The 12,187-nt window shown below is 64.3% G+C and carries 11 protein-coding genes and 1 pseudogene; 9 read left to right on the top strand and 3 right to left on the bottom strand.

Features of this window, described 5'->3' with window-relative positions; translation table 11 throughout:
* Together EO99_RS28145 and EO99_RS0124805 are read left to right on the top strand one after the other, a co-directional pair.
* Nucleotides 1-455, top strand: a pseudogene (locus EO99_RS28145) (serine/threonine protein phosphatase); the annotation flags it as partial.
* A 108-nt stretch (nt 456-563) separates the two neighbouring features.
* The gene (locus EO99_RS0124805; protein WP_051680081.1) at nt 564-2,702 is read left to right on the top strand and encodes a GumC family protein; all 2,139 of its coding nucleotides are present in this window, start codon (nt 564-566) and stop codon (nt 2,700-2,702) included.
* A 3-nt stretch (nt 2,703-2,705) separates the two neighbouring features.
* Here the strand turns inward: EO99_RS0124805 and EO99_RS0124800 are convergent, their stop codons facing one another.
* A complete protein-coding gene (locus EO99_RS0124800; RefSeq protein WP_077067173.1) occupies nt 2,706-3,728 on the bottom strand; it encodes a GntR family transcriptional regulator in 1,023 nt (340 codons plus the stop codon).
* A gap of 215 nt (nt 3,729-3,943) precedes the next feature.
* Here EO99_RS0124800 and EO99_RS0124795 point away from each other — a divergent pair, with 215 nt between their 5' ends.
* From EO99_RS0124795 to EO99_RS27920, 4 genes are all read left to right on the top strand, one after another.
* Complete coding sequence (locus EO99_RS0124795; RefSeq protein WP_029621233.1) at nt 3,944-4,687, top strand: SDR family oxidoreductase; 744 nt, start codon at nt 3,944-3,946, stop codon at nt 4,685-4,687.
* The gene (locus EO99_RS0124790) at nt 4,684-5,772 is read left to right on the top strand and encodes an Ldh family oxidoreductase (protein WP_029621232.1); all 1,089 of its coding nucleotides are present in this window, start codon (nt 4,684-4,686) and stop codon (nt 5,770-5,772) included. Before EO99_RS0124795 ends, EO99_RS0124790 begins: the two co-directional genes overlap by 4 nt.
* A 90-nt stretch (nt 5,773-5,862) precedes the next feature.
* Nucleotides 5,863-6,012 carry a hypothetical protein gene (locus EO99_RS28140; RefSeq protein ID WP_210165114.1) on the top strand — a complete coding sequence of 50 codons (150 nt, stop codon included), beginning with the start codon at nt 5,863-5,865 and terminating at the stop codon, nt 6,010-6,012.
* Nucleotides 6,013-6,544: 532 nt separating this feature from the next.
* Nucleotides 6,545-7,150 carry a hypothetical protein gene (locus EO99_RS27920; RefSeq protein ID WP_162179342.1) on the top strand — a complete coding sequence of 202 codons (606 nt, stop codon included), beginning with the start codon at nt 6,545-6,547 and terminating at the stop codon, nt 7,148-7,150.
* A gap of 37 nt (nt 7,151-7,187) precedes the next feature.
* On the opposite strand, the gene EO99_RS0124770 is transcribed toward EO99_RS27920, so the two are convergent.
* Together EO99_RS0124770 and EO99_RS0124765 are read right to left on the bottom strand one after the other, a co-directional pair.
* A complete protein-coding gene (locus EO99_RS0124770) occupies nt 7,188-7,754 on the bottom strand; it encodes a transglutaminase-like cysteine peptidase (protein WP_069733962.1) in 567 nt (188 codons plus the stop codon).
* 282 nt (nt 7,755-8,036) lie between these two features.
* A complete protein-coding gene (locus tag EO99_RS0124765; RefSeq protein ID WP_051680077.1) occupies nt 8,037-9,752 on the bottom strand; it encodes a methyl-accepting chemotaxis protein in 1,716 nt (571 codons plus the stop codon).
* A gap of 322 nt (nt 9,753-10,074) precedes the next feature.
* On the opposite strand from EO99_RS0124765, the gene EO99_RS0124760 reads away from it, so the two are divergent.
* The 3 genes from EO99_RS0124760 to EO99_RS0124750 form a co-directional block, all read left to right on the top strand.
* Nucleotides 10,075-10,404 carry an STAS domain-containing protein gene (locus tag EO99_RS0124760; protein WP_029621228.1) on the top strand — a complete coding sequence of 110 codons (330 nt, stop codon included), beginning with the start codon at nt 10,075-10,077 and terminating at the stop codon, nt 10,402-10,404.
* A complete protein-coding gene (locus tag EO99_RS0124755) occupies nt 10,401-10,769 on the top strand; it encodes a response regulator (protein WP_029621227.1) in 369 nt (122 codons plus the stop codon). Before EO99_RS0124760 ends, EO99_RS0124755 begins: the two co-directional genes overlap by 4 nt.
* The coding region (locus tag EO99_RS0124750) for a chemotaxis protein CheA (RefSeq protein WP_029621226.1) at nt 10,766-12,187 on the top strand (1,422 nt) is incomplete at its 3' end. The genes EO99_RS0124755 and EO99_RS0124750, both read left to right, overlap by 4 nt.

Below are 12,187 nucleotides of genomic sequence, written 5' to 3'. Positions count from 1 at the left end.
TGCTGTCCTACCTGACCGATCCGGATCCAGGCCACATGTGGCTCGGCCTCGGCGGCCAGGACACGTTGCGCTCTTACGGGCTGGACGAGACAGCCGCGAAGCGGTCGTCGACGAAAGCGCTGTTGGCGAGCCATATCCCCCTGGAGCACGTGGATTTTCTGCGCCGGGCGCCTTCGCTCGTCTCCATTCCGGGGTTCGTTTTCGTCCATGCCGGCTTACGGTCCGGTGTGCCGCTGCAACGGCAGTCGGACGAAGACCTGATGTGGATCCGGCCGGATGACAGTCAGGGTCCACCCTCGCCCGATTTCATCACAGTCCACGGGCATACACCCGTTCCGAGCATCGAATCCCGGCCCGGCAGGATCAATGTTGATACCGGCGCCTTCGCAACTGCAATATTATCCTGTGTAAGAATTGACCGCAGAGGCAAGATAGTTAAGCTTGCCGTACGATAGATAACGGGCTGACAACAATGAAGATACTCTCGCTTTCCTGCAGCTATCAGGGCTCCGATCAATAAACCGCCTATCGACAGACATCTGAACGGATCCTCGAGGAATAGTATGGAAAGCGAAATCGACCTCCGCAGCCTGCTGGGCATGGTGCGCCGCCAGATCTGGCTGATCCTGTCCCTGGTGATCAGCCTCACAGCCATCACCGCCATCATTACCTATTCCCTGGAGCCGCGGTATTCGGCTTCCGCCCTGGTATTCGTCGATACCTCCACCCAGAGCATCCTCGAGCCCGACGCCGCCATGCAAAACGGCAGCACCGACAATGCGCGCGTCGAAAGCGAGGTGGCAATCCTCCGGTCGAACGGCGTTCTGGTCGATGTGGTCAACAGCCAGAACCTCGTCGCAGACGACGAGTTCGGCGTGAAGGTCGGCTTGCTGGACCGGCTCCTGCAGATGATCCGGCTGAAAAAGGTCGAGCCGCCGGATCCCTCCGAGGCGGTTGCCGGCGTGCTCAACAACTTTCGCGAAGCGATCGCCGTGGGCCGCGATGGCCCCACCTATCTGATCAGTGTGACGGTCACCTCCAAGAACCGGGAGAAGGCGGCCCGGCTCGCGAATGCCTTGACCGAAACCTACATCCGCCGGCAGGTGGATTCAAAGGTGGCAGCAACGGTCGCCTCGCGCGACACCCTGCAGAAGCAGGTCGACAATGCCCGTTCCACCATTGCCGCCAGCGCCCGCAATGTGGACGACTTCATCCTCAGCAACATCAACGACCTGAGGGAGCAGGGCTCCTCCAGTGTCGGTACCCTCTATGACCAGTTGACCCGCATCCAGCAGGAACGTCGCGAAGGCCTGTCGCAGGTCGAGACGATCGACGAGACCCTGAAGCGCAACGACCTGGCCGCACTGGTCCAGAATCTGGAAAGCCAGGCGGCCCAGGAACTCGCACGCCAGCGGGAGACGCTGGCGGCGGAACTGAGTTCCGCCTCGCCGGACACGACCGCAGCCTTCGACCTGCGGGAAGAACTGCAGAGGCTGGACGCGGCGATCGCAGAAGAGGGGCGCCGGGCGCTCTCCTCGCTGCGCTCGGACGTGCGCAACTTCGAACAGCAGGAATCGTCGGTCAGTACCGAACTCATCAATGCCGTGCTGGCCAGCGATCTGCCGGACGAAACGCTCTCGGCCATCTACGGCCTGCGGCAGACGGCCGAGGGGGCCCGACGCGAGTTCGACGACCTTTCCGCGCGCCTGCAGCGGCTCGACACGCTGGCGGCACTGCAGATGGCCGACAGTCGCGTCGTCTCAGAAGCTCTCGCGCCGCGCAACCCGTCCTACCCGAAAAAGCAGCTGATCCTGCCGCTGGCCGCCATCATGGCGCTGGCGCTGGGGGTCGGACTTGCCTTCGTGCGCGAGCATTTCGTCGGCGGCTTTACCAACGAGGACCAGGTATCGACGGTCCTGCGCCTGCCGCTGGCCTCCATCACGCCTCGGGAGACGGATGAGCCCACGCGCAAGGAAGATGGCGGACAAAGCCTCTCCGATATCGTCATCCGCTCACCGCTATCGATGTTTGCGGAATCGGTGCGCCGCATCCGCGTGGCGATCGACCGCCATCTCTACAAGACGCATGGCATCCCCGGGGAGGGCAGCGGCGGGACCGTCATCATGGTGTCCTCGGCCTTGCCGAACGAGGGCAAGTCGACCATCGCCCTGTCGCTGGCCAGGACCTATGCCCTGTCGGGCAAACGCACCCTGATCATCGACTGCGACCTGCGCAAGCCGAGCCTGCACCGCCATCTCGGGCTGGAGCCCAGCACCGGCTTCGTCGAGTTCCTGCGCGGCTCCGACACGGCCGCGACCCTGCCCAAGCTGACGGTCACCGATGTGCCGACGGGACTGACCGTGCTGCTCGCCGGCCGCCGCGGCAATTTTGCCACCGACGAGCTCTTCATGGGGTCCGAAATGGCGAAGATGATCGCGGTCGCCCGCCGCAACTTCGACTATGTGGTTCTCGATACGCCGCCGGTGGAGCCGGTCGTCGACGGGCTTTACCTTGCCCGCTACGCCGACGTCATCGCCTTCGTGGTGAAATGGGCCGTGACGCCGCAGACAAGCGCGAAACGCGCCGTGGCAGCGCTCCAGGAAAGCGCGCCGGACGGCACGCCAATCATCGCGGTCCTCAACCAGCAGGAGCGCGCCAAGCTGTTCGGCTATTATTCCTACTCGGATTACTACGTGGAATAGGCCTCAATCGAGCTTGTCGAGATAGGGGAGGTTCTCCGGCTGGACCTCCCGCGTCACCCGCTGGATGCGATCGATGGCGCGATCGCGGGAAATCTGCAGGTGCCGGCGCAGTGCATCTGCCGCCTCCTCGGCTTTTCCGGTCTGCAGCTTGTCGATGATGTCCATGTGTTCGGGCAGGAAGGGCTCGGATCCGAAGAGCCTCGGCATCCAGCGGTACAGGAACCGGTGCGCCACCAGGAGCGCCTGCGGCAGGCTGATCGCCTGCATCAGGGAGCTGTTGCCGCAATGGCCCAGGAGCGTGATGTGCAGGTCCTCTTCCAGATGGTCGAGGTCGGGACCCGTCAGGCTGCCCGACTGGTCGATTGCCATCTCCAGGCGGCGGCGCATCGCCGGAAGGAGATCCTCGGGAAGTCGCGATGCCGCCTTCTGGAGCGCGGCCGGCTCCAGCAGCCAGCGCAGCTCGTAGAGTTCGCCGACGTGATCCGGGGTCATTGCCGGCGCGACCCAGCGTGAGCGTTCGTCCTTTCGCACCAGGCCCCGCTGCTGCAAGCGGGCGACCACGTCGCGGGCGACGGTGCGGCTGACATCGTAGTAACGGGCAAGCTCGGTCTCGTTGACGCGCCATCCGGCAAAGGAGGTCCGTGCGGCAATCTCGCTTTCCACCTCGCCGTAGATGCGTGACCAGGTGGAAAGCTGCTTGAGCCGGACATCCATTTCGGGAATGACCGCCGCAACCACGCCCGCCGGTGCCGTCCCCTTGTGCCGTTTCACCTGATAGCCGCGGCCGCTGCCCTTGTGGAGCAGGCCCAGAAGCTCCAGCTCCGCGAGCGCCTGGCGGGCCGGTGCGCGGCTGATCCCGAACTGTTCGGCAATCCCCGACTCGCTGAGGCGCGCGCCTTCCGGCAGAACCCCTTGCGCAATCTGCGCCGCCACGATCTCGAATACCTGCTGGTAGAGCCGCGGCACCGTTCCACCCGGACCTCTTGCCGCAGATGTAGCCGGCTCAGCCTTGGCACCCGATGTCATCCTGCCTCCGATCCCTGCAAGACCGGCTCCCCTGGATCGCCAAAGGGCCAGTTCCTCATCCCTGTCGCAACTTAACAGGTTGGCCGGAGGCCTTCAAACGCCTCAGTTGATTTTCCGATGCCTTATCGGAGGAGAGATTGAGACTTGCCAACGCCCAATTTTCGCATAGTGTACACATAAGACGTTGAGACAGCTGGCCTCGGGAGGAGGGACGGATGGGAGGACGCCTGACGGATAGATGCGCCTTCGTGACGGGTGCCGGTCAAGGCATGGGTCGCGCGATCGCACTCGCCCTGGCAGCCGAGGGTGCGCACGTCGTGGCCACGAGCCGCACGCTGTCCAAGATGGAGGACCTGCCTCGCCTGTCACCGAGGATCCGTATCGCGGACCTCGACGTGACGGACGGCGACATGACCCGAGCGCGAATTTCAGAGTCTGGTCCGCTCGATATCCTCGTCAACTGCGCCGGCTGGGTCCACAACGGCTCGATCCTCACCTGCGAGGAGGAGGACTGGCACAAGAGCCTCGAGCAGAATGCCACCTCGGCCTTTCGAACCATGAAGGCGGCCCTGCCGCAGATGGTCCAGCGCGGACGCGGCGCGATCGTCAATGTCGCCTCGGTGGCGTCCAGCATCACCGGCGTTGCGGATCGCCTCGGCTACGGCGCCAGCAAGGCGGCGATGATCGGGCTGACCAAGGCCGCCGCCCGCGACCTGATCCGCACCGGCGTTCGCGTCAACGCGCTCTGCCCCGGCACCACCCTCTCCCCCTCGTTGCAAAACCGCATCGACGCCAGCCCCGATCCCGAGGACATGCAGCGCACCTTCATGGCGCGCCAGCCGATGGGACGGCTCGGCACCGTGGAGGAGATGGCGGCTGCGGCCGTCTATCTCGCCAGCGACGAGACCGCTTTCATGACCGGACAGATCTTGATCATCGATGGAGGCCAGACCTTATGAATTCGTCCCCTACCCCGCCCGCCGCAGAGGCGGTCGTCTACGCACCCATCGATGCGGTGGACCGTTTCTGCCGTGCCGCCCTTGCTGCGGCGGGTGCGGACGACGCGACGGCGGATGCAGCCACCCGGGCGATGATGCACGGATCCCGGCTGGGGGTCGACAGCCATGGCGTTCGTCTGCTCGGCCATTACATCAAGGTCATGGAAGGCGGGCGCGTCAATCGCAGTCCAGACGTTCGCCTCGTGCAGTCCTTCGGGGCGGTCGCCTCGCTCGACACCGACAACGGCCATGGAGCGCTGGGCGCCTATCGTGCCATGGAGCACGCCGTCGAGCTGGCGGACCGGTTCGGGATCGGCGCGGTCTCGATCCGCAACAGCTCGCATTTCGGGCCGGCCGGCGCCTATGCGATGGCCGCCGCCGCCCGCGGCTTCGTCGGCTTTGCCGTCTGCAACTCCGACAGTTTCGTGCGCCTGCACGATGGCGCCATGCGCTTCCACGGCACCAATCCGATCGCCTTCGCCGTGCCGGTGGACGGCGACGATCCCTGGTTGCTCGACATGGCGACCAGTGCGGTGCCCTACAACCGGGTGCAACTTTACCGCAGCCTCGGCGTGCAGCTGCCGGAGGGCGTGGCCTCCGAGGCGGACGGCCGCGACACCCGCGATCCTTCGCTGGTCGAAATGCTGGCGCCGGTGGGCGGCGAATTCGGCTTCAAGGGTGCGGGCCTGGCGGGCCTTGCCGAAATCCTGAGCGCCGTCTTCTCCGGTATGAAGCTCAGCTTCGACATCCTGCCGATGAACGGCCCGGATCTCTCCACGCCGCGCGGTCTCGGCGCCTTCGTGATGGCGCTGAAACCCGGCGCCTTCGTCAGCCCGGAGACCTTCCAGGCGGGCATTCAGCGCTATGTCGACGTGCTGCGGACATCGCCGGCCCGTGACGGGCTGACGGTGATGGCGCCCGGCGACCGGGAGTGGAAGGTTGCGCGGGAGCGCGAACGGATCGGCGTCCCGCTTGATCCGGCGACGCGAGAGGCCTTCAGCGCCCTGGCGGACCGCCACGGCCTGACGCTGCCGTTCTCGCATTAGGCGGATATCGGCAGGCCGCTGCCGCCCGCAGGATCCCGCCGCCCGCAGCGGCGGGGACATGTCGAAAACGACAACAAAGAGAAGGAAAGCATGCTCGCGTTCACCAGGAGGCTGCTGCCCTTGCTGGCTGCCGCCAGTATTGCCGTGGTGGCCGGGCAGACGGCAAAGGCCCAGGACATCTATACGCTGCGCTTCGACCATGTTCTGGCGCCGAGCGAACCCTTCCACGAGGCGTCATGACCTGGGCCAAGCGGGTCGAAGAGCGCACTGACCGCGAGCTGAAGATGGAGGTCTAGCACAGCGCGCAGCTCGGCGTGGAGGAGGACATCATCGAGCAGATCCGCAGGGCGCCGATGTCGGGCAGAATAGCGACTCCGCCCGCCTCGGCAACTATGTCCCCGGTATCGCAACCATGAACGGCGTCGCCGTCAGCCTTGTCACATTTCTGCTGGTATTCGTGCCACAAATCGTCTTGTTTGTACCCAACCTATTGTTCAACCGCTAGATTACGCAGAGGACGCCTGTAGATCCTCCGCCGAGCCTCGACCAGACCATGTTCTTTCCGGAATGCGCAAGAGGTCCAAACGCCGGAGATTCTCTCCCAAATATATTTCCGGCCGACAGTAGAGTCTTGATTTCTACTGGAGAATGTGCGATTAGCTATATTAATTATTGGTTAACGTAGGAACAACTTGATTTCCCCTTCGTTATCGTGTGTCCATCAAGTGAGCGGCTTCGCATCCCGGAAGCCCCCTACCGAGGAATGTCGAACATGAATGCATTCTTGAAAACACGTCTTGCTCTCTCCACGGCCGCCCTTGCCGGCGTGCTGATGCTTGCACCGCTCGCTCACGCCCAGGAGCCGAGCACGCCTGCAGCCGTTGAAGCTGCTGTCGCCGATGCAGTCGCTGCCGGTGCCAGCGCAACAGATATCGCCGCCATTGTCCAGGCCGCCGTCGCCCGGAACCCGGCCGCAGCCGCCGCTATCGCAGCCGCTGCTGCCGCCGTCGCGCCGGCCGCTGCCGCTCAGGTGGCCGCAGCCGCCGCGGCCGCCGCCCCGGCAGCCGCAGTCTCGATTGCGGAAGCCGTTTCCGCTGCAGCCCCCGCAGCCGCTGCTGAAGTTGCAGCGGCCGTTTCCGCCGCAGCTCCAGCCGCTGATCCCGATGAGGTTGCCTCGGCCGCGACCGTAGGCGCTACGGGTGGCGGTGGTGGCACTGCAGCCGGTGGCGGCGGTGCTGGCGGTGCTGGCGCTGGTGCAGGTGGTGCTGGTGCAGGTGGTGCTGGTGGCGCCGGTGGTGCTGGCGACGCCGGTGGTGGTGGCGTCGGCGGAGAATCCAGTGAAGGGCCGTCCGAGCCTGAGTCGGCTTCTCCAGGCTGAATGCTGAGTTCTTAGTGATTTTTTTCCGGTCGCGAGACTAGATCTCGCGGCCGGATTTTGCGTTCTGCCAGACGGTAGGATTGCTTGTCGCGATGGTCAGGAAACGATACCCCGACTGGCCGCGCGTCACGATGTTTGTGCGGATATTGTCCAGCACGAAGTCCCCCTTGTCCGTCTTGACGATGAGAACCGCGTGCATCTCTCCCTTGGGAGTTCGCGCGGTGGCCATGCGCAGCGCGCCTGCGGGGACGCCCGCGCCAATGAGACGCTTGCGCTTCGTCAACGCGTAGTCCTCGCAATCGCCCGCCGAGACGCCGATCTTCCAGACTTCGCCTTTGTCTGAACGATAGCTGATGGACCGATTGACCTGATCGTTGACCCGGCGCAGCAGCGCCGCCGTCTTCGAGGAGTAGGACACGGAAGAAACACCGCCACTGCGGCACTCCCCTTTGAACCGGAGGCAAAAGATCTGGTAGGCAACCGGCGCGGCCAGCGTCTGCGACGCCTTCGGCTTCAGCGCGCGCGTCGCGCCGAGATTGATGGCATCTGCAGAGGTGGCCATGGCAGCAAGTGCTGCGAATGCGAATGCAAGCTTCCTGAACATGTTGCTTTCCTGCCTGTCGAGCTGTCTCTTGTTGGTGAACCGGCTCATCCGGCAGTGATGGCGTCATGCCCTGAGGTAACTCCTCATCTGGCAACCATCATACGCAATGCTCGTCTTCGGCGGCTTAAACAGATCCGTAAAATTGAAGGGAAGTGCGTGTTTTCGGGCCATCCGCCGAAGCAGCTCGCGGACAGCATGCAAGCCGTGAAGAGCGACCGTCGTTGACGTCGCTGCATTTCACCCGCTCTGCGGTGGAACTATCCCGTCTGGCCGCAGGCGTGATCAGAACAGCGCGTCCATCAGGTCATCGTCGAGGTCATCCGCGGCTTGAGGTGCCGCAATCTCGCCGCCGGTGCCGAAGATCTTGGCGTGCAGTTCGCGCTCGGCAGCCATGGTGTAAAGCTTCAGGATGCGGTGTCCGACGGCGGCAAAGCCGTTGTTATCGCCCAGGAAGAGCAGCGACCTGTTGGTGGAGCCCAGGCTTTCGACGCAGGTGCGCAGGACGTCGCCCAGTTCGGCGTCAAAATCCAGACGGGCCAGATGGGCACCCGTTTCCGCTTCCGCCGTTTCGCTCTGGGCCGTCAGGCGCAGCAATCCGTCTTCCATCTTTCCGGCAGCCTCGCGAATAGAGGCCAGCGCACTGGAAAGACGATGGTCCAGCGACCCCCCGTCGGCCTGCTGCGGGGCATTGAGCTCCCCTGCCGCCGCCTCCAGCTCCCGCAGGGCGACAAGAACCCGCTCCGCCGTCTCATCCAGCTGTGCCGCGAAATTGCGCAGCTCCGCCGCCACCACGTTGATCGCCTTGCCATCCTCGCCGATGCGGCTGCAGCGAAGGTTCGTGTTCAGCGCCATGTAGTGAATATCGGTGCGCACCAGCTGGATCATGCCGATGCCGGCTGCCAGTTCGGCAACGGTGTCGGCGGTGCTGCGGCTGAGTTCCGATGCTTCAAGCGTGACGGCCTCCACCTGCTGGACGGCAGAACGCGCCGCTTCCACCGCAAGCTCCAGGGCTCTCAGAACGCTGTCGCCATCGCCGTCGCCGCTCATCAGCCGACGCAGGGCGCCGATCTCCGCAAGATCCGAGCGGAAGCTTGCGACCGTCGCTACGATCTTCTTCGTTTCGCGCGCAAAGTCGTCTGTCGCCTGGTCGAGCTGCAGCGAAACCAGCTGCCGCACCGCAGTGGTCAGCTGCTGCCGCTCATCCGCCTGCAGATCGGGAGAGGCGAGAGCCTCTTCCAGGATCCGCATGCTGGCCTGGCAGTGCTCGATCCGCTGGCGGGTCGCGTCGCCGATCTGCATGGCCGAAAGCGCCGAGCCGAGCTTCGTCTGGATCCGGGCGGCAACCACCTTGACGCTTGCGGCATGCGCGGCGAGCTGCAGGTGGTGATGGGAAATCCGGCTGACGCCTTCCGTCAGGCTCGAGACGATCGCCGGGATCGAGCCGCGGTAGCTCTGCAGGATCGTCTGCCCCCTGCTGATCACCGGGCCGAGGCCCTTGCCCAGACCGTCGAGCTTTCCCGACAGGCCATCGACCTGGACTCGGCCATCCTGGATCCGCTGCAGGATCTCTTCGGCAAAGCCGGAGAATTCGGGAACACTGGCGCCCGTGATCTTGGCGGTCACCGCAAAGGTGCGCAGGTAGCGCAGCGTTTCCTGCATCCGCGCGACCTCCGGACGGAGCCCCTTCTGGGCGTCCAGGATCACCTGGAAGCTTTCCTGGCGCGACGATTCCAGATCCGTGAGTTCGGCAAGCCGCTGCGCGGTCCTCTTCAATTCATCGGAAGTCTGCTCGGCCGTCTGCGTATCGAGCGAGGTGGTCAGGTGATCGAGCGACTGGACCAGGGCGTTGAGCACGTCAAGGATCGACAGGACGGCATTGCCGCCGTCCAGGAACCTCTCTTCGATCCGGCCTCGGGCATTCTCGAGGTGCTGAACCAGGGTGGCCAGGTCAGGATCCGGGATGGCCTCGATCGAAATTTGATGTGCAGTAGCTGCCACGTTTCCTCGCATCGGCAGCGAGCGCTGCCTTCTTGAAATGGGACGATTTTTGCTCGTCTGCCTTCCTTGGATCAGCCGCAGCGAGACGCGCAGCTGCCCCAGAGTTGTGCAGCACACTTCACCGGCGGAAGTTAATTCCTCGCCAACCCCGCAAAGCAACTGTTCTGGGTGGTTAACGAGTCGACGCCGCGGCAGTGCGAAATAGCACTGGCAATTAGTTCTCCCCAAGAAGTGAGCCCTGCGACTTAGCATTCCCTTAAGGCCGTAAAGCGAGTGTGACCGCAGACCTGCAAGCTGCCACTCACGGCGATCGGAAGCAAAGATGTCGTCTTCAGAGACTCTCCCCAACCGCCTTTCCCTCCCTGAAAATCTCACGGTGCGAAGCGCGGGCGACGTCAAGGATCAGATTCTTCTTTCCCTGGCCGGTCACCCCTCCACGGAACTCGACATTTCAGACAGTGCGACCGTCGATCTGAGCTTCGTGCAGACAGTCGAAGCGGCGCGCCTCCATGCCGACCATTCCGGCAAGCACCTCTCTCTTTCCCGGGGGGCCGATGGGGCCTTGCTCGGCGTATTGGACCGTGGCGGCTTCATGGAAGGCATGTCTGCGGACGACAAACAGTTTTGGCTCCACCAGGGAGAAACACAGTGACTGCCAGCATTCTTACAGTAGACGATTCCGCCAGCATCCGGCTGACAACGCGCGTGGCGCTGAGCAACGCAGGATACACGGTCACCGAGGCCGTGGATGGCAAGGACGGGCTGGCCAAGCTCGATGCCGGACAGTTCGACATCATCGTCACCGATCTCAACATGCCCAATATGGACGGTCTGACGATGATCCGGGAACTGCGCAAGCTGCCGGCGCATACGGGCGTGCCGGTCATCTTCCTGACGACGGAATCGGATGCGGAGATCAAGCAGCAGGCGAAGGCCGCCGGCGCGACAGGCTGGCTGACAAAGCCCTTCGATCCTGAAAGCCTGGTCAAGATCGTCCGCAAGGTGCTGGGTCGATGAGCTTTCCCGATCCCATTGCCGTCTTCCGCACGGAGGCCGCCGAACTCCTCGAGCAGATCGAGGCCGGTCTTCTCGATCTCAACGTGAACCTCGGCGACAAGGACCAGGTGGACACCGTCTTCCGCAGCCTGCACACGCTGAAGGGCTCCGGCGCCATGTTCGGCTTCGATGCACTCGCCGCCTTCACACATCACTGCGAAACGGCCTTCGACCGGGTTCGCAAGGGAGAGGTTCCGGCAACTCATGATCTCGTGGGTGCGGTGCTGGAAGCCAAGGACCATATGCGCCTGCTCGTCGACACCCCGGCCGGCGACCATGAGGCGGCCAGCGAGGCACTCTTGGCCAATCTTCGGCGGGCCGTGGACGGCGCCGGCATGCCGGAAGCCCCGGCCGGTCCGAGCACGACACGCTACACCATCCGCTTTTCGCTGCCGCAGGACGCCATGGCGAACGGCACCAATCCGCTCGGACTGCTCGATGAGCTGCGCGATCTCGGAGATTGCCGGGTCGTCGCCGATCGTTCCGCGATTCCCCCGCTCGACGAGCTCAACCCGGTCGATCTTCACCTGTCGTGGACGGTGGAGCTGACCACATCGGAGCCGCGCTCGGCCATCGACGACGTCTTCATCTTCGTGATGGACGACATGCAGCTCGAGGTGACCGAGGTTCAGGGCGAACCGCAGACCAGCGCCGCGCCCGCCGAGGCCGAGGCCGTCATCACGGCAACAGACCCGGCTGCCACGACCCGCAAGCCCGCCGCGAAGGGTCCCGCGACGGTGGATGCGAAAGCCGCCAAGGCCGCCGAGAACGTGCGCGTGCCGGCCGAGCGGCTGGACGAACTGATGGACCGCGTCGGCGAACTGGTGATCGCCCAGTCGCGCCTCAGCCAGCTGGCCGGCGGCAGCGGCGATCTTCAGTTGCGGGCGGTCTCGGAGGATGTGGAACGCCTGTCGGGCGAACTGCGCGACACGATGATGGTCCTGCGCATGGTTCCGGTGACGCAGCTCTTCAGCCGTTTCCGGCGTCTGGTGCACGATCTCGCCAATGAAACCGGCAAGGTGATTGAACTGGTCACCGAAGGCGAGACCACCGAAGTCGACAAGAGCGTCATCGAACGGCTGGCCGACCCGATGATCCATCTCGTGCGCAATTCCTGCGATCACGGGCTGGAAACCGCCGAGCAACGGCTCGCCGCCGGCAAGCCGGCTGCGGGAACGATCTCGCTTTCCGCCCGCCAGCAGGGTGGCGAGGTGATCATCACCATCAAGGACGACGGGCGCGGCATCGACAAGGATCGCGTCCGCGCGAAGGCCGAGTCCTCCGGCCTGATCGCGGCCAATGCAAGCCTGTCGGACCAGGAGCTCTACCAGCTGATCTTCCAGCCGGGCTTCTCCACGGCGCAGCAGGTGACCAATCTC

Source organism: Pseudorhizobium marinum, from assembly GCF_000705355.1.
Lineage (GTDB): Bacteria > Pseudomonadota > Alphaproteobacteria > Rhizobiales > Rhizobiaceae > Neorhizobium > Neorhizobium pelagicum.
The sequence above is the reverse complement of the archived record's forward strand: the minus strand, read 5'-3'. Positions and strand labels throughout refer to the sequence as shown.